The organism is Saccharopolyspora sp. 6V (genome assembly GCF_020176785.1).
Classification (GTDB): Bacteria; Actinomycetota; Actinomycetes; order Mycobacteriales; family Pseudonocardiaceae; genus Saccharopolyspora_C; species Saccharopolyspora_C gregorii.
In genome coordinates, this window is record NZ_JAIUKB010000036.1 from 62,673 (window position 1) to 85,557 (window position 22,885).

The following is a 22,885-nucleotide window of genomic DNA, read 5'->3' on the forward strand; positions in this document are numbered from 1 at the left end:
GGCCCCCGGCCGCCCCCCCCCGGGGGGCCCGCACCGAACCGCGTCCCTCAGCGGCCGCGCCGCGCCTGCGTTCGACGACGACGGCACCGGCGGGCCGGGTGGCTCAGCCGTGCAGCGCCCGGTCCGGAACGCCGAACCGCTCGGAGGCGCTCAGCTCCTGGTGCCAGTGCGGGTAGATCAGGTACGGCTTGCTGATCTCGTCGAGCTTCCGGAACTCGTCGTCGCTGAGCCGCACCTCGGTCGCCCCGAGGTTGTCCCGCAGCTGCTCGTCCTTGCGGGCGCCGATGACCAGCGAGGTGACCCCCGGCTTGCGCAGCAGGTAGGCCAGCGAGATCTGCGCCGGGGACACCCCGTGCGAGGAGGCGATGTCCACCACTTCCTCGATGGTGTCGTAGAGCTTCTCGGCGTCGCGCACCGGTGGCTCGTTCCAGTCCTCCTCCAGGTGCCTGCCGTCGGCGGCCTGCTGGCCGCGCCGGTACTTGCCGGAGAGCAGCCCGCCGGCCAACGGGCTCCACACCAGCACGCCCAGGCCCTGGTCGATCGAGGCCGGGATCAGCTCGTACTCGGCGTCGCGGCTCTCCAGCGAGTAGTAGATCTGGTTCGCCACGAACCGCTGGTAGCCGAGCCGGTCCGCCAGGCCCAGCGCCTTGAGCAGCTGCCAGCCCGCGTAGTTGGACACCCCCAGGTAGCGGACCTTGCCGGAGCGGACCAGCGTGTCCAGCGCTTCGAGGGTCTCCTCCAGCGGCGTCTGCCCGTCCCACTCGTGCACGTGGTAGAGGTCGACGTGGTCGGTGTCGAGCCGGCGCAGGCTGGCCTCCGCCTGCGAGATGATGTGGTGCCGGGAGAGCCCGGCGTCGTTCGGGCCGTCGCCCATGACCATCCGGACCTTCGTGGAGATCAGCACGTCGTCGCGCTTGCCCGCGATGGCCTTGCCGACGATCTGCTCGGCGACGCCGGTCGAGTACATGTTCGCCGTGTCGATCAGGTTGACCCCGGCGTCGAGGCACATGTCGATCTGCCGCTTGGCGCCGTCGACGTCCACGTCGCCGAGCTTGGCGAAGTTGCCCTCGCCGCCGTACGTCATCGTGCCCAAGGTCAGCGTCGAGACACGCAGTCCGGATCGTCCCAGCTGGCGGTACTCCACTGTTGTTCCTCCTGTCGGCGTGCGCGGCGGACCGGTCGCGGTCCCCAGGATCAACGATCAGCGGAAGGGTGTAGTTCCCGGTCCCGACCGCGCCCGGACGCGTTCACCCTTCCCGGTGGAGCGGCAGGTGCTCGTGGTGGACTACGCCGTCCCGGATGTCACCGGTCGCGGTGAACCCGGTGTCGTCGACGTCGTCGAGGTGACTCCCGGTGACGGTGCAGCCGTCGGTGCGGGCGCTCGCCCGGTTCGTGCGGGCCTCGTCGTAGCGCCCGTCGGCCCGCGGCTCCTGGCGGATGTGGCCCGTCGGCGGTCACCCACGTGCCGGCCACGCCCACCGGCCGGTCCTGTTCGGGTTCCCGATCGCGTTCGTGCCGAGCCGAGCATGCGGCCGGGCGGTAGGTGGCGGGGAGGCGGCGCGGTTCCCGGGTTTCTTGCGCCCGCCACCGGTTGAGTACACAGTGGACTGAGTCCGGTAACGCGAATTCCCTTCACCACACGAAGGTGTTCCTCCATCCTGCGTGGCGACCGGTGCCGGTCCTAGTCTTGCCGGACCACCCAGGTCGCAGGCGGGTGAGGGGGCCATTGTGGACATGTCACGGGCTCGTGGACGACCTGCCCACGAGCGCACCACCGCGCGGGTACCGGACTTCGCGGCGCAGCTGCCCGACAGCGCGGCCGTGCTCGCGCGGGCCGACGGCGAGAACTTCCCCGTCGCGGCGCGAGTGCTGCCGCGGGGCCCGCGCACCCACCTGATGGCGCTCTACGGCTACTTCCGGCTCGTCGACTACGCCGGGGACGACGCGCCCGGCAACCGCGAAGTCCTGCTCGACCACCTCGAAACCGACCTCGGCCACGCCTACCGCGGCACCCCGCGGCTCCCGCTGCTCAAAGCACTCGCACCCACCATCCGCGCCTGCGGCCTGCCGCAGGAGGTGCTGGTGCGGCTGATCGACGCGAACCGGCGGGACCAGCACGTGCACCGCTACCGCACCTTCACCGAGCTCGTCGACTACTGCGCGCTCTCGGCGAACCCCGTCGGCGAATCCGTGCTGCACGTCTTCGGCTGCGCCCGTCCCGACCTGGTCGCCCTCTCCGACCGCATCTGCACCGCGCTGCAGATCCTGGAGCACTGCCAGGACGTGCTCGAAGACCACCGCGCGGGCCGCGTCTACCTGCCCGAAGCGGACCTGCGCCACTACGGCTGCGCGCCCGAGGAACTGGAATCGGGCCGGGTCCCCGCGCATTGGCGGGCGCTGCTGCGCTTCCAGGTCGTGCGCGCGCACCGGATGCTCGAATCCGGCGCGCCCCTGGTCGGCAAGCTGCCGATGCCCGCCCGGCTCGCCGTCGCCGGGTACGTGGCGGGCGGACGCGCCACCGTCCACGCGTTCACCGCCGCCCGGTTCGACCCGATCAGCGGGGACGTGACCCCCGCCCGCGCCCGCACCGCCGCCGAATCGGTGCGCTTGCTGCTGTCAGGAGGTACCTGGTGACCACCTCGGTTCCGGAGGCGTACCGGGAGTGCGAGCGGATCACCCGCGAGCGCGCGCGCAACTTCTCCTACGGGATCAGGTTGCTGCCGGGGCCGAAGCGGCGGGCGCTGTCCGCGGTGTACGCGTTCGCCCGCCGCGTCGACGACATCGGCGACGGCGAGCTGCCCGCCGCCGAGAAGCTGCGGCTGCTGGCCGAAGCCCGCACCGCGCTGCACCACGCGAGCCCGCGGTCCGCGGACCCGGTGCTGGTGGCGCTGGCCGACGCCGAATCGCGGCTGGCACTGCCGATGTCCGCCTTCGACGAGCTCATCGACGGCTGCGAAGCGGACGTGCGCGGCACCAAGTACCTGACCTTCGAGGACCTGCTGCACTACTGCCGCTGCGTCGCCGGATCGATCGGCAGGCTCTCGCTCGGGGTGTTCGGCACCACCGACCGGGCCGTGGCCGAACGCCGTGCCGACTCCCTCGGCGTCGCGCTGCAGCTCACCAACATCCTGCGCGACGTGCGCGAGGACCACGGCAACGGGCGCGTCTACCTGCCCGCGGAGGATCTGCAGCGCTTCGGCGTGCACCTCGTCCCCGGCGAACCCGGCCCGGTCGCGAGCGACGCCGACGGGCTCGCCCGGCTCGTGCGGTTCGAGGTCGCCCGCGCCGAGCAGTGGTACCGGGAGGGCTTCGGGCTGCTGCCGATGCTCGACCGCCGCAGCCGGGCCTGCTGCGCGTCCATGTCCGGGATCTACCACGAGGTGCTGCAAGCCATCGCCGCCGCGCCCTCGCGGGCGATGCGGCGGCGCACCTCGCTGCCCGCCTGGCGCAAGGCCGGCGTGGCGGCCCGCTCGTTGGCGGGGATGGCGCCGTGAACCGCGCCGTGCTCGTCGTCGGCGGCGGCCTCGCCGGGCTCACCGCGGCGCTGCGCTGCGCCGACCAGGGCTTCGAGGTGACGTTGCTGGAAGCGCGGTCCCGGCTCGGCGGCGCCGCGGGATCGTTCCGCCGCGGCGACCTCGACGTCGACACCGGGCAGCACGTGATCCTGCGCTGCTACACCGCCTACCGCGCGCTGCTGCGCCGGTTCGGCGCCGCCGACGGGATCCACGTGCAGCCGAAGTTGCGGATCCCGGTGCTGCGACCCGACGCGCCGCCGAGCGTGCTGCGGCGCTGGCAGGCGCCCGCCCCGCTGCACCTGGCACCCGCGCTGCTCGGCTACCGGGCCCTGACGCCCGCCGAACGGCTCGGCGCCGCGCGGACCGCGCTCGCGCTGCGCGCGCTGGACCCGGCCGACCCGGAGCTCGACGAGCACAGCTTCGGGGACTGGCTGCGCTCCCGCGGCGAATCGGCGCGAGCCGTGGACGCGCTGTGGGGGCTGCTGTCGGTGGCCGCGCTCAACGCCCAGCCCGACCGCTCCTCGCTGGCGCTGGCGGTGAAGGTCTTCCGCACCGGCGTGCTCGACGGCACCGATTCCGCCGACATCGGCATCCCGCGCCGCCCGCTCGGCGCGCTGCACGACACCGCGGCGCACCGGGCGCTGCACGCCGCCGGGGTGCGGGTCCTGCTGCGCACCAAGGCGGTCGGGCTGCGCCGGGACGCGCTCGGCTGGCGCGTGCCCGTGCGCGGGCGCGGCGGTGAGGACGTGCTCAACGCCGACTCCGTGGTCGTGGCCGTGCCGCACCAGCACGCCACCGCGCTGCTGACCGGGCTGCCGCTGCCCGCGGTACCGCGCTGGTCCGGGCTCTCGGCGGCGCCCATCGTCAACGTGCACGTGCACTACGACCGGGCGGTGCTGGCCGAGCCGATGGCCGCGGTGCTCGACTCGCTGGTGCAGTGGCTGTTCGACCGGACCGCGATCGCGGGCGCGCGGCACGGCCAGTACCTGGCCCTCTCGTTGTCCGCCGCGCAGGACCTGCTCGACCGGCGCACCGACGAGCTGCGCGAGCTGTTCCTGCCCGCCCTGCGGGATCTGCTGCCCGCGGCCCGGCAGGCCCGCGTCGACGACTTCTTCGTCACCCGCGAACCGCGCGCGACTTTCGACCAGGCCCCCGGCACGCGGGCGATGCGTCCCGCGGCGGACACCGGGCTCACCGGGCTGGTGCTGGCAGGCGCGTGGACCGCCACCGGCTGGCCCGACACCCTCGAAGGCGCTGTGCGCAGCGGAGAACGGGCCGCGCGCGTCGTGCGAGCGGCCACCGGCGACGCCCGGCAGACGGGCGTGGAGGTGTCCCGATGACCATTGCCGTCCCCAGCGCGCTGACCACCTCGCGACGGCAGGTGGAGCCCGCACTCCGGGCCGCGGTCGGCGAGCTCGACGAGCACACCCGGCTGGTCTGCGAGTACCACTTCGGCTGGGTGCACGCCGACGGCAGACCCGACGGGCGCACCGGCAAGGCGCTGCGGCCCGCGCTGGTGCTGCTCGCCGCTGCCGCCGCCGTCGAGGACGCCCCCGCCCCGTTCCGGGAAGCGGCCGCGGTGGAACTGGTGCACAACTTCTCGCTGCTGCACGACGACCTGATGGACGACGACACCTCCCGGCGGCACCGGCCCACCGCGTGGACGGTGTTCGGCAGGCCCGCCGCGCTGCTGGCCGGGGACGCGCTGCTCGCGCTCGGCACCAGCGTGCTCGTCGACCCGCCGGCCCCGCACGCCGCCGACGCGGTGCGGATGCTCGGCTCGGCGACCGGGCGGCTCATCGTCGGGCAGGCCGCCGACCTCGACTTCGAGCGGCGGCACGACGTGGGGCTCGGCGAGTGCCTGCGGATGGTCGAGGGCAAGACCGCGGCGCTGCTCGGGTGCGCCTGCGGGCTCGGCGCGCTGGCCGCGGGCGCGGATCCGGCCGTCGTGTCGCGGCTGCGGACCTTCGGCGAGGAGCTGGGGATGGCCTTCCAGCTCGTCGACGACCTGCTCGGCCTGTGGGGAGATCCGGCGACCACCGGGAAACCGGTGCTCTCCGACGTGCGGGCGCGGAAGAAGACGGCGCCCGTCGTGCACGCCCTCACCTCCGGGACCGCGGCGGGAGAGCGGCTGCACCGGCTCTACCAGGACCCCGAGCAGCTCGTCGGCGACCGCGCCGAACTCGCCGCCGACCTGGTGCGCCAGGCCGGTTCGAAGGAGTGGGCCGAGAACGAATGCGAACGCAGGCTGACCGCCGCGCTCGCGCAGCTGCCCACCGGCGGCCGGACCGGCCCCGCGGTGGACGCCCTGACCGAACTCGCGGAATTCATCGTGCGGAGGCAATGGTGACCGAACAGCTGACCCGATCCGGGACCGAGGAGCAGACCCTGCCGGACCTGCCGCTGGGCAGCGGTGTCCGCGCGCACGCGGCGCTGCTGTCGGCCCAGGAGCACCTGCTGTCCCTGCAGGACACCGACGGCTGGTGGAAGGGGGAGTTGCAGACCAACGTCACCATGGACGCCGAAGACCTGCTGATGCGCCAGTTCCTCGGCATCCGCACCCCCGCCGAGACCGAGCGCGGCGCGCGCTGGATCCGCTCCCAGCAGCGCGAGGACGGCACCTGGGCGACCTACTTCGGCGGCCCCGGAGACCTGTCCACCACCGTCGAGGCCTACACCGCGCTCAAGCTCGCGGGCGACGACCCCGAGGCCGAGCACATGGCGGCGGCCCGTTCCTGGATCCTCGCCCGGGGCGGCATCGAGGAGACCCGGGTGTTCACCCGGATCTGGCTGGCGCTGTTCGGCGAGTGGTCCTGGGACGAGCTGCCCGCGATGCCGCCGGAAGTGGTGCTGCTGGGCAAGTCGGTGCCGCTGAACCTGGCGGACTGGGCGTGCTGGGCCCGGCAGACCGTGGTGCCGCTGACCGTCGTGTGCACGCTGCGGCCGAGTCGCGACCTGGGCGTGGGCGTCGGGGAACTGCGCACCGGGCGGGTCCCGCAGCGCTCCACCGGCGCGTGGGACCGGGCGTTCCACGCGCTCGACGCGGTCCTGCACCGCTACCAGCGCCGTCCGCTGCGGTCGCTGCGGGAGCTGGCGATGCGCCGGGCCGCCGAGTGGATCGTCGCGCGGCAGGAGGCCGACGGGTCCTGGGGCGGCATCCAGCCGCCGTGGGTGTACTCGCTGCTGGCGCTGCACCTGCTCGGCTACCCGCTGGAGCACCCCGTGCTGCGGGAGGGCATCGCCGGGCTCGACGGGTTCACCGTCCACGAGCAGACGGCGGACGGGCCGGTGCGCAGGCTGGAGGCGTGCCAGTCGCCGGTGTGGGACACCGTGCTGACCGTGCAGGCGCTGCGCGACTCCGGGCTGCCCGCCGACCACCCGGCGCTGCGCTGCGCAGCGGACTACCTGCTCGACGAGGAGGTGCGGGTGACCGGTGACTGGGCGGTGCGCAGGCCGAACCTGGCGCCCGGCGGGTGGGCCTTCGAGTTCGAGAACGACGGGTACCCCGACACCGACGACACCGCCGTCGCGCTGCTGGCGCTCAACCGGATCCAGCACACGAAGCCCGCCGAGGTCCGCCGCGCCATCGACCGCGGGGTGCACTGGCTGCGCGGCATGCAGTCCCGCGACGGCGGCTGGGGCGCGTTCGACGCGGACAACACCCGCAAGCTCGTCACCCGGCTCCCGTTCTGCGACTTCGGCGAGGTCATCGACCCGCCGTCGGCGGACGTCACCGCCCACGTGGTGGAGGCGCTGTCCGCGGTCGGGCACCGCGACGACCCGGCGGTGCGCGCCGGGGTCCGCTGGCTGCTGGAGAACCAGGAGGCCGGCGGTTCCTGGTTCGGCCGCTGGGGCGCCAACCACGTCTACGGCACCGGAGCGGTGGTGCCCGCGCTGGTCGAGGCCGGGGTACCCGCGAACCACCCGTCGCTGCGGCGCGCGGCGCGCTGGCTGGAGCAGCACCAGAACGCCGACGGCGGCTGGGGCGAGGACATGCGCTCCTACACCGACGAGCGCTGGATCGGCGTCGGCACCTCCACCGCCTCGCAGACCGGGTGGGCGCTGATGGCGCTGCTCGCGCTGGGCAGGCACACCACCGAGGCGGTGCGCAACGGGGTCGAGCACCTGGCGGCCACCCAGCGCGCGGACGGCACCTGGGACGAGCCGCACTACACCGGCACCGGGTTCCCCGGCGACTTCTCGATCAACTACCACCTGTACCGGCTGATCTTCCCGCTCACCGCGCTCGGCCGGTACGAGCGCGCGGTCGCCGAGCGGTGATCGGGGCGCGGCGGTGAGCGCGGCGGCGCGACGGCGGACCGGTGGTGCAGCCACCGGTTCCCGGGTGCTGCTGTGCGCGCCGCTGCGCTGCGAGGCGGTCGCGCTGCGCGGCGCGACCGGTTCACCGGTGCTGCGCGCCGGGCTCGGGCCGGGGCGCAGCGCGCGCCGCGTCGCCGGGGTTCCGCTCGGTCCCGAGGACGCGCCGGTCCTGCTCGGCCTGGGCGGGGGAGTGGGGGATACCGGTCCCGGCGCGGTCGTGGTCGTCGACGAGGACCGCGACGAGGCGGGCAGCGTGCTGCTGCCCGGGGCGGCCGGGCTGGCCGAGCTCCTCCGCGGCGCCGGGTTCCCGGTGCTGGTCGGTCCCGTCGCCAGCGCGGACCACCTGGTCGGCGGCGTCGAGCGCGCCGCGCTGGCCACCACGGGCGTGGTGGCGGTGGACATGGAATCGGCCGCGGTGGCGCGCTCGGCGGGGGACCGGTTGTGCGCCGTGGTGCGGGTCGTCGTCGACACCGCGCGGACTCCGCTGCTGCACCCGCGCACCGCCGACCGGGGGCTGCGCGCCCTGCTGCGGCTGCGGCGGCTCGCTCCCGCGGTGACCGCGTGGGCCGCCTCGTCGCGGCGATGTCGGCCCGCGACGACCGACCACCCGCGGTGACGACCCGCCGTCCCGACCCCACCCGAGCTGGAGGTACTGACATGGGAATTCCGCTGCGCCAAGCCGTCCGCGTCGGCTCCTACCTCGTGCGGCAGAAGCTCGCGCGACGCGAGAAGTTCGCCCTCACCCTGGAGCTCGAACCGCTGTTCGCCTGCAACCTGGCCTGCGCCGGCTGCGGCAAGATCCAGCACCCGGCCAGCGTGCTCAAGCAGCGCATGCCGGTGGACCGGGCGCTGGCCGCCGTCGAGGAGTGCGGCGCCCCGGTCGTGTCCATCGCCGGTGGCGAACCGCTGATGCACCCCGAGATCGAGGTGATGGTCGCCGAGCTGGTGCGGCGCAAGAAGTTCGTCTACCTGTGCACGAACGCGCTGCTGATGCCCCGCAAGATCGATAAGTTCACGCCGTCGCCGTACTTCTCCTGGGCGGTGCACATCGACGGGCTGCAGGAGCGCCACGACGCCTCGGTGTGCAAGCAGGGCGTGTTCGACCAGGCGGTGGAGAACGTGCGCGAGGCGCAGCGCCGCGGCTTCCGGGTCACCACCAACAGCACGTTCTTCAGCACCGACACGCCCGCGTCGGTGATCGAGGTGCTCGACTACCTCAACGACGAGCTCCAGGTCGACCAGATGATGCTCTCGCCCGCCTACGCCTACGACAAGGCGCCCGACCAGGAGCACTTCCTCGGCGTCACCGAGACCCGCGAGCTGTTCGCGAAGGTCTTCGCCGACGGCAGGCGCAAGAAGTGGCGGTTCAACCACTCGCCGCGGTTCCTGGACTTCCTGGAGGGCAAGGTCGACTTCGGCTGCACCGCGTGGGCGATCCCGTCCTTCTCGCTGCACGGCTGGCAGCGGCCCTGCTACCTGATGGGTGACGGGTACGCGCAGAGCTACCGGGAGCTGATCGACGAGACCGACTGGGAGTCCTACGGGCGCGGCCGGGATCCGCGGTGCGCCAACTGCATGGCTCATTGCGGTTATGAGCCCACCGCGGTACTGGCCACGATGGGTTCACTACGCGAATCGATTCGTGCCCTGAAGGGGTGAGGGATACCACCCGAACCACTGTTGATCAGCAACGATGCGGTTACCCTTGTGGTCCCGCCCCCGACGACGGACACCGATACGCATGAAGCAGCCATCGCAGGTCGTGCACCTCGACGCGCTCCCATCGCACCTGTGGCACGCCGCCAAGCACCTGGGCGAAACGGTCGTCGCACCGCTGGTGCTGTTCTACGTCCTGTTCACCTTCACCGGTCTGACCGGTGGACTGATCGCCGCACTCGTGTGGGGCGTCGGCGCCGTCGCCGTCCGCCTCGTGCTCCGGCTGCGGGTGCCGCTGGTGCTGATGCTGACCACCGGGGTGCTGGTGGTGCGGACCGTCGTCGGGTTCGCCACGAACAGCTCGTTCCTGTACTTCCTGGAACCGAGCCTGCAGAACTTCCTGGTGGCCGTGCTGTTCCTCGGGTCGCTGCTGTTCGAACGGACGCTCATCGCCAAGCTCGCCGACGACTTCTGCATCCTGCCGCCGTCGCTGATCGGCAACGCCCGGGTGCAGCGGTTCTTCCGGCGGGTGTCGCTGCTGTGGGCGCTGGTGTTCACGATCAACGGCTTCACCACGCTGTGGGCGCTCGCCCAGGCCACCATCGGGCACTTCCTGCTGGCCAGCACGGCAGGCTCGTTCAGCCTGGTCGCGGTGGCCGCGGTCGCCTCGATCTGGTGGCTGCGCCGCGAGCTGCGCGGTGAGGGGATCACGCTGCGCTTCGCCCGCGCGGCCTGAGCATCCGCGGTCGCACGGCCCACCGATCCGGTCCAGCCGGGTCGGTGGGCCGTTCTCGTGAGCGCCCTCAGCCGAAGCGGTGGGCGAGGCGGTGGAAGGTCGCGGGCAGCGCGCCCTGCGCCCGGGCGGCGAGACCCAGCCAGCTCGGCACGAACACCTCCGCCGTGCCCTCCTCCAGCGCGCGCATCAGCACCCGCGCCACCCGCTCCGGCGGTACCGGCCGCGGGAAGCGGCGCTCCGGGGCACCCCGGCGGTCGAAGAAGCGGGTGGCGACCAAGCCCGGGAACACGGTGGTCACCGGCACGCCCTCGTGCGCCACGCTCGCCGCGAACGCCCGCAGCCCCGCCTTCGTCGCCGAGTACACCGCCTCCCCGCGCACCCCGGTCGCGGCTATCGACGAGACGAACCCCACCTGGCCGCCCCGAGCGACCAGCCCGGGCAGCGCCGCGCGCGTCAGCTGCAGCGGGGCCGTGAGGTTGAGCGCCACCAGCTCCGCCACCCGCGCCTCCGGCATCTCCGGCAACGGACCCGCGCACCCGGCCCCGGCGTTGTTGATCAGCAGGTCGGTGTCGGCGGCGACCTCGGCGACCCGGCGCACCGCATCCGGATCCGCCAGGTCCGCCACCAGCGCGCGCCCGCCGCTGCGCCGCGCCACCGCCGCCAGCCGCTCCCGGTTCCGGCCCACCAGCACCGGATCGCACCCGAGCGCCCCCAGCTCCAGCGCGAGCGCCGCGCCGATGCCGGAGGACGCGCCGGTGACCAGCGCGGAGCGCCACCTCACCCGGCACCTTCCTCGATGGCCCGCCGCAGGTGCTCGCCGCGGTGCGTGAGCACCCAGATGCCCGCCATCAGCACCAGACCCGCCAGCACCTGCCCGGCCACCGCGCCCGGCGCCGTCTCCACGCGCTCGCCGAGCCAGCTCACCCCGATCGCCATCCCCACCAGCGGATCCACCGCGGTGATCACCGCGAGCGCCGGGGAGATGAACCGGCCCTGCTGGAACGTGTTCTGGCTCAGCAGGAACCCCACCGGCCCCAGCGCGCACACCACGTACAGCGTCGGATGCGTGAACGGTTCGGCGATGCCGCCGTGCCGCAGCTGCTCGGCCACCACCTTGATCAGTCCGGCGGTGACGCCGTAGAGCACGCCCGTCGCCAGCGCCAGCGCCAGCACCCGCACCTCACCGGGGAAGCGGTTCGCGGTGAGCACGCAGGCCAGCACCACCAAGGCCAGCACCACCGCCAGCGGCCGCACGTCCGTCGCCCCCGTGAACCCCGTCCCCTCGCCGACGGGCCGCGCCAGCAGCAGGAACGCGGCGAGCCCCGCCATCACCGCCAGCGCGCCCAGCACCAGCACCCGGTCCAGCCTGCGGTGCGCCATCCCCGCCGCGAACACCGCCCCGAACAGCACCGAGGTCACCAGCAGCGGCTGCACCAGCACCAGCGGTCCGAACGCCAGCGCCACCATCTGCAGCGACAGCCCGGCCAGCACCGTCCCGATGCTGAGCAGCCAGACCGGCTTGCGCACCAGGTCCCACAGCAGCCGCGGGTCGAGCGTGCGGCTGGTGGGCACCTGCTTGGTGGCGCGCTGCTGCACCGCGCTGGCCAGCCCGAACCCGGCCGCGCCGAGGACGGCGGCCGGTACCGCGATCCCCAGCATCGTGCCCGTGGAACTCACGAGCCGACGCCCACCGGTGCGGGGTCGCCCAGCGCGGCGAACGCCTGCCGGAACCGGTCGGCGAACTCGGCCACGTCCGGGAACGACCCGGGGTCGGTGGTGATGCCGACGCCCGTGTGCTCGGCCCAGTGGATCACTCCGAGCGCCAGGCCCACCCCGGCGGCCAGTGGCAGCACCGGGTGCACGGTGTGCAACCGCGCGCCCGCGATCCGCGGCGGTTCGGCCCGACCGGGCATGACCGAGACGATGGCCTGGAAGAAACGTCCCCGGTACATCGACCGGACCGCTCGCGCGTGCAGCGGGGCCGGGAGCTTGCCCAGCGCCCCCACCACCGCGGCAGCGGCGACCGGCATGCCGCCGCGTTGCGCCCGGTCCAGGCGGGCGGCGATCTCGGAGAGGCGTCGGCGCGGCGCCATCGGACCCAGCGGCAGGTCCACCGCGATCCCCGCCGCGTGGTTGCCGAACCAGGACGTCCCGCCACCGGTGCCCCGGGGCACCATCGCGCGCAGCGAGCGCTGCGTGGTGTCGTTCTCGTCCACCAGGTGCAGCGCTTCGGCCAGCACCGCCAGCAGCAGCGCGGTCCGGCTGACCCGGTGGGCGGCGGCGGTGCGGCGCACCTGCTCGGTGGGGAGCTCCACCCACGCGTAGCGGCGGGCCGAGGTGCTGCGCCGCGCCGGCCCCGCCGCGGGCAGCGCGTTCGCCGCGGCCAGGCCCAGCACACCGCGCAGCACCACCAGCGCCCGGCGCGCCCCCGACAGCTCCGGGGCGGCGGGCGGCGGCTCCTCCTGCGGGTCGTCGGAGAGCAACCGCAGCAGCGTCGCGGTCATCACCAGCCCGTCACCCAGTGCGTGGTGCATCGACACCAGCAGCACGACCTGCGCCGAGCCGGGTTCGCGCAGCACCTTCAACGCCCATGGCGGCCGGTCGGCGCGCAGCGGGGCGGTGAAGAACTCCCGCTCGACCCGTTCCCGCTCGCCGGGAGCGCCGCTCAGCTCGTGGTGGCCGAGGTGCTCGGGCACCGAGATCTCCCGCACGGGGATCCAGCGCCCGCCGCTGAGCCGGTGGTGCAGCATCGGCAGCCGCGGCGCCCGGCTGGTGATCAGGGCGCCGAGGTGGTCGATCCAGTCCGCGGTCGTCATCACCCGGTCCGGGTCGCTCAGCGTCAGCACCGCGCCGGTGCGCTGCGGTACCTCCGGGGTGGCGGCGTGCACGAAGAACGCGTCCTGCCCGCGCAGCCGCCGCGGGCGCGGCGGGGGGCGCAGGTCGGCGAGCTCGGGCACCTGGTCGGCGAACCGGCCGGTGACCCGCAGGTGCTCGTGCACGCGCTGCTCGACCGCGTGCAGCTCGTCCGGGTCGGTGAGCAGGCGGTCCAGCGCCCCGGCCAGCGCGTCGGCGTCCTCGCACAGCAAGGCGAGCCCGGCGTCGGCCATCAGTTCGGCGTTGGCGCGGCCGTGCCCGGCGATCGGTTCCACCATGAGCACCGGCCGTGCGCAGGCGAGCGCCTCCAGCGCGGTCGCACCACCCGCGTTGGTCACCACCACGTCGGCGGCCGTGGTGTAGGCGGGCACGTTCCGCACCCAGCTCAGCGGCACCAGCCGGGGGTCCTGCTCGGCGCGGTCCCGCAGGCGCCGCAGCAGCGCCTCGTTGTGCCCGCACAGCACCACCACCCGGTCGATCCCGGTGCGCAGCGCGGCATCGGCGGCGCGCTCCACGGAACCGAAGCCGAGCGAACCGCAGGAGATCAGCAGCATCCGCCCCTCGGCGGGCAGCCCGCAGTCCCGGCGGGCCTCGGCCTTGTCCCGCGGCCGGAACCGGGACTCCACCGGCGGGGCGCTCACCGCGTGCACCGAGCGGGGCTGGGCACGCCGTGCGGCCCGCAGCCCGTTCTCGCTCATCACGTAGTGCAGGTCGATCCGCGAGTACACCCAGAACGGGTGCGGCGCGAAGTCGGAGATCACCGCCGCGATCGGCACGTCGAGCTCGCCGCGCCCGCGCAGCCAGTCGAGGCCCGCGGTACCCAGCGGGTAGGTCGAGACGATCAGGTCCGGGCGGTGCTCGGCCAGCACCGGCCGCAGCCGCCGCCCGCACCAGGACCCGACGAAGCGGCGGCAACCGTCGGCGAACCAGCGCTGCCGCCACAGCGCGGCGTAGAAGAAGTCGTACAGCCACGGGGTGCTCTCGACGTTGGTGACGTAGATGCGCTGGAACGCGCCCGGCACCCACGAACCCATGACCTGCAGCGCGTCCACCCAGGTGACGGCGCATCCCGGCCAGCGGGCGCGGGCGGCCTCCTCCACGGCCCGCGCCGTGGCGTTGTGGCCTTCCCCGATGGTGGCGCTGACCAGCAGGAGTCGGTGCGGTGGCTGAGTCACGAGGCGAGCTCCCCCCCTCCGAGAACGGCTCGTGGTCCGGAGGCTAACGGCGTCCCGGAGGCCCGGCCGGATGAGCGAACGTCGCGCAGCCGGATGACTCGGCGGCCGGTTCCGGGTGAGGATGGCCGTGGTGGATCAGCTGAGGCCCGGGCGACCGGGCGGGACGGGAGTGGGCATGACCAGCAAGCAGGAGGCGGCGGCCGCGGTCCGGGCGAAGAAGGTGGAGCTCGGCATCACGTGGGCGCAGCTGGCGGAGGCCGTGGGGCGCCCGGTGGCGTGGACGACGGCGGCGCTGCTGGGCCAGCACCCGATGCCGGAGGCGGAGGCGCGCGCGGCGGGGGAGCTGCTGGAACTGGGACCGGACGTGCTGCACGCGCTGCGGCTGCAACCCACCAGGGGCGCGTTGGACCAGCCGGTGCCCACCGACCCGACGATGTACCGGTTCTACGAGGTGCTGCAGGTCTACGGGCCGACGATCAAGGAGCTGATCCACGAGGAGTTCGGCGACGGCATCATGAGCGCGATCAACTTCCGGCTCGACGTGAGCCGCGCGGAAGATCCGCAGGGCGACCGGGTGGTGGTGACGCTGGACGGCAAGTTCCTGCCGTACCAGTGGTGACCTCGCCGCGCCCCTGAGCGGGCGTTCAGCCGGTGGCCGCGAGGAACGCGTCGCGCAGGTCGTGGGTGATGTGCGCGGGCCACAGCGCGTGCAGCGGCGCGAACAGCGCCGGGCGCAGCTCCACCACCCGGGTCCGCCCGCCCGCGGTGGGCCCGGGCGGGGCGGTCACCAGGGCCACGTGCCGGGTGCCGATCACCGCGGTGACCGGCGGGGTGCCCTGGATCGGATTGCGCAGGTGCTCCGGTTCGAACCCGGCGCGGCGGCAGTGCTCCAGCAGCAGGTCGGTGTAGCCGGACCGCCCCGGATCGCCCCAGACCACGAGCCGTTCCCCGGCTAGTTCGGTGAGCTCGACGTGGTCCCGGCCGGCCAGGTGGTGGTCCGCGGCGACGGCGAGCGACAGCCGGTCCTGGCTGAGGGTGCTGCGGGTCAGCCCGTGCTGGGGGCGCATGCCGCGGCAGAGCCCGAGGTCGAGTTCGCCGCCGAGCAGGTCCTCGGTGAGCTGCTGCGGGTAGTGCTGGTGCACTTCGGTGCCGAGCGCGGGCAGCTCGGCGAGCGCGGTGTGCACCAAGGTGGTGACTTCGTCGCTGGTCACGGCCGGGGTGTGCCCGATCCGCAGGGTCTCGGCGCCGCCGCGTCCGATGCGGCGGGCGCGGTGCAGCGCGGCGCGGGCGATGCCGTGCAGGACCCGCGCGTCTTCGATGAGCGCCTGCCCGGCGGGCAGCGGGGTGACCCCGCCGGTGTCGCGGCGCAGCAGCGGGACGCCGACCTCGCGTTCGAGGCTGCGCACCGAGGTGCTCAGCGCCTGCTGGGTGAGGTGCAGCCGGGCCGCGGCCCTGGTGAATCCGCCTTCTTCGGCCACGGCGACGAGGTGCTCCAGCTTGCGCAGGTCCAGTCCCACGTCGGTCCTCCACCTCCTCGTCGGCTGCCGCGTCCCGCACTCGCCGGGGGGGGGCCCCCCCCCCCCCCCCCCCCCCGGCATCCTGCTCCACCCTGGCGGGCGGTCCGGTCAGCGGGTGGTGTACCCGCCGTTGGCGAAGATCGTCTGCCCGGTGATCCACCAGCCGTCGGTGGCCAGGAAGCGGACCAGCGGTTCGATGTCCTCGATCTTGGTGAGCTGGTTGCCGAGGGCCTGCGACTTGTGGAACTCGACCCGTTCGGGGGTCTCCTGCGGGTAGAAGAACGGGGTGTCCATCGGCCCGGGGGCGATGTTGTTCACCGAGATGCCGCGGTCGGCGAACTCCTTGGCCGCGGCCCGGGTGAAGTGCTCCAGCGGCGCCTTGCCGCCCGCGTAGGTGGAGTAGCCGTCGGTGAACGCCGCCAGCAGCGAGGTCACCAAGCTGATGATCTTGCCGTTGTCGTTGAGCCGGCGGCCCGCCTCCTGCAGGAAGAAGTACGCGGCCTTGGCGTTGATGCCGAACATCCGGTCGTACTCCTCCTCGGAGGTCTCCACGATCGGTTTGCGCAGCACCATGCCGGTGGTGTTGACGGCGACGTCGACGCCGCCGAACTCGTCGACGGCCGCGTCGAACAGCCGCCGCACGTCCTCGACCCGGGTCAGGTCACCCGCGACGGTGATCGCCTGCGAACCCGCCGCGCGAACGGCCTCGGCGGTGCGCTCGGCGTCGTCCTTCGAGGACTCGGAGTGGTGGTGGACCACGACCTTGGCGCCGGCTTCGGCGAGCTTGGTGCTGATCAGCCCACCGAGGTTCTTGCCGCCACCCGCGACCACCGCGACCTTGCCGTTCAGCGTGTGCTCGGTCATCTCGCCCTCCTTGCCGGGATCGGTCGACCGGCGCGTTCCGCCGGCCCGGCCCCGACGCTAGGGGCCGTAGCCCGGATCCGGGAAACACGCGCTTCGCGTGCGCCGACAAGGAACGCTGATGGCCGCAGGCCGCGGCGGGTTCAGCAGGTCATCCGCAGATCTTCCCGGCGGCCGCGGTGAGGGCGTCCCGGTGCAGCGCGTCCAGCCGGTGCCCGAAGACCGCGGTGACCGCGGAGGCGGCGAGGTCCAGCCGGCATTCGTCGGTGGGTTCCCGCACCACTTCGGTCTCCCGCAGCTCGCGCACCGCCTCCGCGCTGATCCGGTCCAGCTCGGGCCGCACCTCCGCGCCGAGGTCGGGCCGGTTGCCGGGCCGCAGCTCCGGGTGCGCGTCCCACTCGGCGAACAGCCCGCGCTGCACGTCCTTGCCCGCCTCGATCTGGTCTCGGAAGAACCGGACCCCATCGGCGGGGTCGAGCCCCGCTTCGGTGGAGAGCTCGGCGACGGTGTCGAGCACTTCCCGCTCCCGCGCCGGGTCCTCGATGGGGGAGTCGGTGCCGTACTTGGCGGCGGCGACTTCGTCGGCCAGCAGCAGCCGTTGGGCGGCGAGGTCGACCAGCGCGATCAGCCGGGGCTCGGCGCGGTCCGGTGCCGGTGCCGCGTTGCCGGTGGCCGGGGCCGTCGTCGCGATCAGCGCGCTCAGCGCGAGTCCCGTGAGCATCCTTCGTCGCATGTCCGCTCCTCGTCGGTCGGTGTCGTGGAGGAGTCTGCCCGGCCCGGGCCCGCGCACCACGTCCGACATGCCTCGGCGTGTCGGCCCGCCTCGGGCGCAGCCGCGGTTCCGGACGGAGGACGGTCCACTGTGAAGACACTGTGGACCGTCTGAAAACCGGAGTTGAACCGCGCGGGAACTGTTTTCTCCCGACGACGAACACGCCGCGCTGCGGTGTGGTTATCGAGAACGGTCCTCAGTGGTCCGATCGGCCGCTCCGCAGCGGATCTCCGGGGTGCGCCGATTACGCCTTTCGGCGGAACCCGGGTTCTCGGTTTGTCATCGGCATGACAAGAAAATTCTCATGGCGAACCGCCAGCTTGACGTGCTCTGCGCGAAGTCGATAGGTGTTCCCGATCTTTACCGGTTTCAGCGCGCAGTGGTGAGGGAGCGGCATGGTTCGAGACGGTCGAACGGACGGCGCGGGCGGGGCCCGGCACGGTACGCACGCGTTGCGGGTGCTGGCCAGGGCGGGCATGGCCTCGCCCACCTCGCCGCGGCGCGCGCTGCGCGGGCTCGCCGACGTCCGCACCTGGGGCCCGCTGGTCGGGGCGCTGCGGCACATCACGCGGACCCGGCCCGCCGACGTGGGCCTGGTCGACGAACTCGGCGAGGTCACCTACGGGGAGCTGGACCGCGCCTCCGACCTGCTGGCGGTCGCGCTGCGGGACCGCGGGTTCGACGACCGGCACACCGTCGCGGTGTGCTGCCGCGACCACCGCTGGTTGGTCCTGTCGTTGCTGGCCTGCGGGAAGCTCGGTGTGCATGTGGTGCTGGTGAACACCGGTTTCGCCGCTCCCGAACTCGCCGACGTCGTCGAGCGCGAGCAGGTCGCCGCGCTCATCGCCGACGGCGAGTCCGCCCCGCTGGTGGCCGGGGCTCGGCTGCGGGTCCCGTGCTTCGAGGCGTGGCCCGCGGCGGCCGCGCCGGGAACCACCACCCTGAAGGACCTGCTCGCGGAGGCCGAGCAGTCTCCGGAGGAACCCGTCATCCCCCGGCCCCGCCGCCCCGCGGGCGTCGTGCTGCTCACCAGCGGCACCACCGGTCGCCCCAAGGGGGCCCGCAGGCAGGTGCGCTCCGCGTTGAGCGCCGCCGAGTTCCTGGACCGCATCCCGCTGCGCGCCGGGGAACCCACCTTCATCGCCTCCCCGCTGTTCCACGCCATCGGCTACTCGCAGCTGACCGTGGCGTTCGGCCTCGGCAGCACCGTGGTGGTGCGGAGCCGGTTCGACGCCGCGCGGCTCGCGACGGCCGTGCGTGAGCACGGGTGCCGTGCGGTGGTGCTGGTGCCGACGATGCTGCGACGGCTGCTCGACCTCGACCCGGAGTTCCTGCGCGCGAACCTGTCCGGGCTGCGCGCGGTGGTCGTGTCCGGCTCGGTGCTCGCCCCGGAGCTGGCGCGGGCCACCGCGCAGCGGCTCGGCGACGTGCTCTACAACCTGTACGGCTCCACCGAGGCCGCGGTCGCCGCGGTCGCCACCCCCGCGGAGCTGCGCCGCGCACCGGGCACCGCGGGGCGCAGCCCGCACGGCTGCGCGGTGCGGCTCTACGACGGGGCGAACCGGCGGATCACCCGGTCCGACGTGCTGGGCCGGATCTTCGCGGGTGGCACGCTGACCTCCGCCGGCTACACCACCGGCGCCGGTCGGCCGCAGATCGGCGGGCTGGTGGATACCGGCGACCTGGGCCACTTCGACGAGTCCGGGTTGCTGTTCGTGGACGGCCGCGCCGACGACATGATCATCTCGGGTGGGGAGAACGTCTTCCCGGCCGAAGTGGAGAACGTCATCGCCACCCACCAGGCGGTGAAGGACGTCGCGGTCCTCGGCATCTCCGACCCCGAGTTCGGGCAGCGGCTGCACGCGTTCGTGGTGCCCATCCCCGGTGCCGCGCTGCACCCGCTGGAGGTCGTCGACTTCGTCCGCCAGCGGCTCGCCCGGCACAAGGTCCCGCGGCAGGTGGACCTGGTGCGGGCGGTTCCGCGCAGCGCCACCGGCAAGGTCCAGCGCACGGCCCTGCCCGCGGGCTGACGCCCGGGCGCGGACCGGAGCGGGGCGGAGAACCCGGTGGTCGGCGCCCTGTCCGAAAGTATCAATGATCTGGCCGTCGGCGTCAGACCGGACGGGCGAACCCGGCATAACGTGATCGTGTCCCCAGCGCACGACCACGAGGAGCCCGCATGTCGCCGATCCGCCAACCCCATGTCGCCATCATCGGCAGCGGGTTCGCGGGCATCGCGGTGGCCGCGCAGCTCAAGCGGGCCGGCCACACCTCGTTCACGATCTTCGAACGCGCCCCCGGCGTGGGCGGGGTGTGGCGGGACAACACCTACCCGGGGGCCGCGTGCGACGTGCCCTCGCACCTGTACTCCTACTCGTTCCAGCCGGAACCGACGTGGCGGCGCCGGTTCGCCGAACAGCCGGAGATCCTGCGGTACCTGCGGCGCTGCGTGGAGCAGAACCGGCTGACCCGGCACCTGCGGCTGAACACCTCCATCGAATCCGCCGCCTACGACGAGAAGGCTCGGAAGTGGCGGCTGCGCACCGGATCCGGCGACCTCGTCGAGGCCGACGTGCTGGTGCCCGCGGTGGGCCAGCTCAGCGAACCGGTCGTGCCGAACCTGCCCGGGCTGGACGAGTTCGACGGCCCGGCCTTCCACTCCGCCCGCTGGGACCACCAGCTCGACCTGCGCGACAAGCGGGTCGCGGTGATCGGCACGGGCGCCAGCGCGGTGCAGTTCGTGCCCGCGATCGCCGACCGGGTGCGGGAGATGACGGTGTTCCAGCGCTCGGCGCCGCACATCGTTCCCCGGCCGGACCGCGCCTACCAGTCCTGGCACCGGTTCGCGTTCCGCCACATCCCCGGCGCGCAGGCCGTCGGTCGGTTCGGCGTCTGGCTGTTCTTCGAGGCGGCCGGTCGCGGGCTGACCACCGCGCAGGGCATCGGCAGGCTGTTCACCGTGGTCGCGGGTGGCCACCGGCGCAGGCAGGTGCCCGCGGAGCCGCTGCGCGCGGACCTCGCGCCCGACCACCGGATCGGCTGCAAGCGGGTGCTGTTCTCCAGCGAGTACTACCCGGCGTTCTCCCGCGAGGGCGTCCGGCTGGAGCGCGGAGCGATCGAACGGGTCACGTCGAACGGCGTGCGGACCGCGGACGGGGTCGAGCACCCCGCGGATGTGATCATCTTCGGGACCGGGTTCGACGCGAGCAACTTCCTGTCCACACTGGACATCACCGGCGCCGGTGGCGCCCGGCTGGACGAGGTGTGGAAGCGGGGTGCGCGCGCCTACCTGGGCATGGCGGTGCCCGGCTTCCCGAACATGTTCGTGATGTACGGCCCGAACACCAACCTCGGATCCGGATCGGTGGTGCACGTGCTGGAGAGCCAGGCCAGGTACGTGGTGCGCCTCGTGCGCAGGCTCGCCCGGAGACCCGGTGCCGCGCTGGACGTGCTCCCGGACGCCGCCGAGCGGTTCGACCACGAGATGCAGCGGCGGCTGCGCGACAGCGTGTGGGCCTCCTGCCGCAGCTGGTACCGGGACGCCGACGGGCGGGTCAGCACCAACTGGCCCGGATCCATGACCGAGTACCGCAGGCGCACCCGCTGCCCCGACCTGAACGACTTCCAGGTGCTGACGGCCTCCACCACGTGACCACCGTCCCCACCTGAACTGCACAGCGACCGAGCGGGCCGACGGCGGCCCGGACCCCCTGAGAGGTGCCCACATGCCCGACCACGACTACGACGTGCTCGTCATCGGATCCGGCTTCGGCGGCGGAGTGTCCGCGCTGCGGCTGACCGAGAAGGGCTACCGGGTCGGGGTGGTGGAGGCGGGCAAGCGGTTCCGCGACGAGGACTTCCCGAAGACCTCGTGGCGGCTGCGCGACTACCTGTACCTGCCGAAGCTCGGCTGCTACGGCATCTTCCGGTTCGACCTGCTCAAGGACGTGCTGATCCTCAGCGGCGCCGGGGTCGGCGGCGGATCCCTGGTGTACGCCAACACCCTCTACGAACCGCCGGAGGAGTTCTACGCGCACCCGCAGTGGGCCGGCATCACCGACTGGCGCCGCGAACTCGCGCCCTACTACGACCAGGCGAAGCGGATGCTCGGCGTCGCCGAGAACCCGCGCGACACCCCGGCCGACGAGGCGATGCGCGCCGCCGCCGAAGACCTCGGCATCGCGGGCACCTTCCACCGCGCGCAGGTCGGCGTGTACTTCGGCGAACCCGGTGCCACCGCTGAGGATCCGTACTTCGGCGGCGCCGGGCCGCAGCGGCAGGGCTGCCTGCACTGCGGCGAGTGCATGACCGGGTGCAGGCACGGCGCGAAGAACACCGTCGCGAAGAACTACCTGCACCTGGCCGAGAACGCCGGCGCCGAAGTGCACCCGCTGACCACGGTGACGGAGGTGCGCCCGCTGCCCGGCGGCGGCTACGCGGTCTCCACGGTGCGCACCGGCCGCCGGCTGCGCAAGCGGCGCCGCACGTTCACCGCGCGGGAGGTGGTGTTCTCCGCGTCGGCCCTGGGCACCCAGAAGCTGCTGCACCGGATGCGGGACACCGGTGCGCTGCCCGGGATCTCGCCCCGGCTGGGCCTGCTGAGCCGCACGAACTCCGAGCAGATCCTCGCCGCCCGCGCCCGCGGCGACGACCGCGACTACAGCGAAGGCGTCACCATCACGTCCTCGCTGCACCCGGACCCGACGACGCACATCGAACCGGTCCGCTACGGCAAGGGCAGCAACCTGCTGGCGCTGCTGGAGGCCGCGCTGGTCGACCCGAAGCCCGGCCGCAACCGGTTCCTGCTGGGGCTGCGGCACATGCTGCGCCACTGGCGCGACCTGCCGACGCTGCACCGGCCGCGCCGCTGGTCGCAGCAGACGATCGTGCTGCTGGTGATGCAGGCGGTGGACAACTCGCTGACGTTGCGCACCAAGCGCGGCCTGTTCGGCCGCAAGCTCAGCAGCGAGCAGGGCGACGGGGAACCGAACCCGACGTGGATCCCCGCCGGGCACGCCGCGGCCCGCTCGGTCGCCGAGAAGATCGGCGGGGTGCCCGCGGGCAGCTGGGCGGACCTGGCGAACATCCCCATCACCGGGCACTTCATCGGCGGCTGCGCCATCGGCTCCGACGCCGAGCACGGCGTGGTCGACGCCTACCACCGGCTCTACGGGCACCCGGGGCTGCACGTGGTCGACGGCTCGACGATCTCGGCGAACCTGGGGGTGAACCCGTCGCTGACCATCACCGCGCAGGCGGAGCGGGCGATGGCGATGTGGCCGAACAAGGGCGAACCGGACCGCCGCCCCGAGCTGGGTGAGCCGTACCGGCCGGTCGAGCCCAGCGTCCCGTCGGCCCCCGTGGTGCCCGCGGCGGCACCGGGGGCGCTGCGGCTGCCGCTGAGCCCGATCTGATGTGCTGGGGCGGGAGATCCCGCCCGTGGAAGTCCTTGCCCGAAC

Annotated in this window: 19 protein-coding genes and 1 pseudogene; 12 read left to right on the plus strand and 8 right to left on the minus strand. The window is 73.5% G+C overall.

The window, feature by feature from the left end:
• Nucleotides 1–103: 103 nt before the first annotated feature.
• Both LCD35_RS08385 and LCD35_RS08390 read right to left on the minus strand, forming a co-directional pair.
• Nucleotides 104–1,144 (minus strand): aldo/keto reductase, encoded by a 1,041-nt coding sequence (locus tag LCD35_RS08385; protein WP_225044005.1) that lies wholly within the window; start codon nucleotides 1,142–1,144, stop codon nucleotides 104–106.
• 103 nt (nucleotides 1,145–1,247) lie between these two features.
• A pseudogene (locus LCD35_RS08390) lies at nucleotides 1,248–1,473 on the minus strand (Atu4866 domain-containing protein).
• A gap of 261 nt (nucleotides 1,474–1,734) precedes the next feature.
• Between LCD35_RS08390 and hpnC the strand changes: the two are divergent.
• The 8 genes from hpnC (at nucleotide 1,735) to LCD35_RS08430 (ending at nucleotide 10,227) form a co-directional block, all read left to right on the plus strand.
• Nucleotides 1,735–2,634: a squalene synthase HpnC gene (gene hpnC / locus LCD35_RS08395; RefSeq protein ID WP_224956729.1), complete on the plus strand. Its 900-nt coding sequence runs from the start codon at nucleotides 1,735–1,737 to the stop codon at nucleotides 2,632–2,634.
• The gene (gene hpnD, locus LCD35_RS08400) at nucleotides 2,631–3,494 is read left to right on the plus strand and encodes a presqualene diphosphate synthase HpnD (RefSeq protein ID WP_224956728.1); all 864 of its coding nucleotides are present in this window, start codon (nucleotides 2,631–2,633) and stop codon (nucleotides 3,492–3,494) included. The genes hpnC and hpnD overlap by 4 nt, the downstream gene beginning before the upstream one ends.
• Entirely contained in the window at nucleotides 3,491–4,855 is a 1,365-nt protein-coding gene (hpnE, locus tag LCD35_RS08405; RefSeq protein WP_225044006.1) for a hydroxysqualene dehydroxylase HpnE, read from the plus strand. The genes hpnD and hpnE overlap by 4 nt, the downstream gene beginning before the upstream one ends.
• Nucleotides 4,852–5,865 carry a polyprenyl synthetase family protein gene (locus tag LCD35_RS08410; RefSeq protein WP_225044007.1) on the plus strand — a complete coding sequence of 338 codons (1,014 nt, stop codon included), beginning with the start codon at nucleotides 4,852–4,854 and terminating at the stop codon, nucleotides 5,863–5,865. The genes hpnE and LCD35_RS08410 overlap by 4 nt, the downstream gene beginning before the upstream one ends.
• Nucleotides 5,859–7,796, plus strand: a complete 1,938-nt coding sequence (gene shc, locus LCD35_RS08415; protein WP_374108047.1) for a squalene--hopene cyclase — start codon at nucleotides 5,859–5,861, stop codon at nucleotides 7,794–7,796. The genes LCD35_RS08410 and shc overlap by 7 nt, the downstream gene beginning before the upstream one ends.
• Nucleotides 7,797–7,809: 13 nt before the next feature.
• On the plus strand, nucleotides 7,810–8,451 hold the full coding sequence (locus LCD35_RS08420) for a hypothetical protein (RefSeq protein WP_225044008.1): 642 nt from the start codon (nucleotides 7,810–7,812) through the stop codon (nucleotides 8,449–8,451).
• Nucleotides 8,452–8,492: 41 nt separating this feature from the next.
• A complete protein-coding gene (gene hpnH, locus LCD35_RS08425) occupies nucleotides 8,493–9,494 on the plus strand; it encodes an adenosyl-hopene transferase HpnH (protein ID WP_224956723.1) in 1,002 nt (333 codons plus the stop codon).
• 82 nt (nucleotides 9,495–9,576) lie between these two features.
• A complete protein-coding gene (locus tag LCD35_RS08430; protein ID WP_224956722.1) occupies nucleotides 9,577–10,227 on the plus strand; it encodes a VC0807 family protein in 651 nt (216 codons plus the stop codon).
• Between the two features lie 67 nt (nucleotides 10,228–10,294).
• Here LCD35_RS08430 and LCD35_RS08435 read toward each other — a convergent pair whose 3' ends face one another.
• The 3 genes from LCD35_RS08435 to LCD35_RS08445 are packed head-to-tail and all read right to left on the minus strand — an operon-like array spanning nucleotide 10,295 to nucleotide 14,276.
• The gene (locus tag LCD35_RS08435; RefSeq protein WP_225044009.1) at nucleotides 10,295–11,008 is read right to left on the minus strand and encodes an SDR family oxidoreductase; all 714 of its coding nucleotides are present in this window, start codon (nucleotides 11,006–11,008) and stop codon (nucleotides 10,295–10,297) included.
• Entirely contained in the window at nucleotides 11,005–11,904 is a 900-nt protein-coding gene (locus LCD35_RS08440; RefSeq protein WP_225044010.1) for a DMT family transporter, read from the minus strand. Before LCD35_RS08440 ends, LCD35_RS08435 begins: the two co-directional genes overlap by 4 nt.
• Nucleotides 11,901–14,276, minus strand: coding sequence for a WS/DGAT domain-containing protein (locus LCD35_RS08445; RefSeq protein ID WP_224956719.1), 2,376 nt, complete (start codon nucleotides 14,274–14,276; stop codon nucleotides 11,901–11,903). Before LCD35_RS08445 ends, LCD35_RS08440 begins: the two co-directional genes overlap by 4 nt.
• 175 nt (nucleotides 14,277–14,451) lie before the next feature.
• Here LCD35_RS08445 and cynS point away from each other — a divergent pair, with 175 nt between their 5' ends.
• A complete protein-coding gene (gene cynS, locus LCD35_RS08450) occupies nucleotides 14,452–14,895 on the plus strand; it encodes a cyanase (protein WP_224956718.1) in 444 nt (147 codons plus the stop codon).
• Nucleotides 14,896–14,920: 25 nt separating this feature from the next.
• On the opposite strand, the gene LCD35_RS08455 is transcribed toward cynS, so the two are convergent.
• From LCD35_RS08455 to LCD35_RS08465, 3 genes are all read right to left on the minus strand, one after another.
• Nucleotides 14,921–15,793, minus strand: coding sequence for a LysR substrate-binding domain-containing protein (locus LCD35_RS08455; protein WP_224956717.1), 873 nt, complete (start codon nucleotides 15,791–15,793; stop codon nucleotides 14,921–14,923).
• A 108-nt stretch (nucleotides 15,794–15,901) separates the two neighbouring features.
• Nucleotides 15,902–16,657, minus strand: coding sequence for an SDR family oxidoreductase (locus tag LCD35_RS08460; protein ID WP_224956715.1), 756 nt, complete (start codon nucleotides 16,655–16,657; stop codon nucleotides 15,902–15,904).
• Between the two features lie 148 nt (nucleotides 16,658–16,805).
• Nucleotides 16,806–17,387 carry a chorismate mutase gene (locus LCD35_RS08465; protein ID WP_224966544.1) on the minus strand — a complete coding sequence of 194 codons (582 nt, stop codon included), beginning with the start codon at nucleotides 17,385–17,387 and terminating at the stop codon, nucleotides 16,806–16,808.
• Between the two features lie 434 nt (nucleotides 17,388–17,821).
• On the opposite strand from LCD35_RS08465, the gene LCD35_RS08470 reads away from it, so the two are divergent.
• From LCD35_RS08470 to LCD35_RS08480, 3 genes are all read left to right on the plus strand, one after another.
• Nucleotides 17,822–19,456: an AMP-binding protein gene (locus LCD35_RS08470; RefSeq protein ID WP_225044011.1), complete on the plus strand. Its 1,635-nt coding sequence runs from the start codon at nucleotides 17,822–17,824 to the stop codon at nucleotides 19,454–19,456.
• 149 nt (nucleotides 19,457–19,605) lie between these two features.
• The gene (locus LCD35_RS08475; protein WP_224956709.1) at nucleotides 19,606–21,078 is read left to right on the plus strand and encodes an NAD(P)/FAD-dependent oxidoreductase; all 1,473 of its coding nucleotides are present in this window, start codon (nucleotides 19,606–19,608) and stop codon (nucleotides 21,076–21,078) included.
• Between the two features lie 73 nt (nucleotides 21,079–21,151).
• Nucleotides 21,152–22,840 carry a GMC family oxidoreductase N-terminal domain-containing protein gene (locus LCD35_RS08480; RefSeq protein ID WP_224956707.1) on the plus strand — a complete coding sequence of 563 codons (1,689 nt, stop codon included), beginning with the start codon at nucleotides 21,152–21,154 and terminating at the stop codon, nucleotides 22,838–22,840.
• The last annotated feature ends 45 nt before the right edge of the window (nucleotides 22,841–22,885 follow it).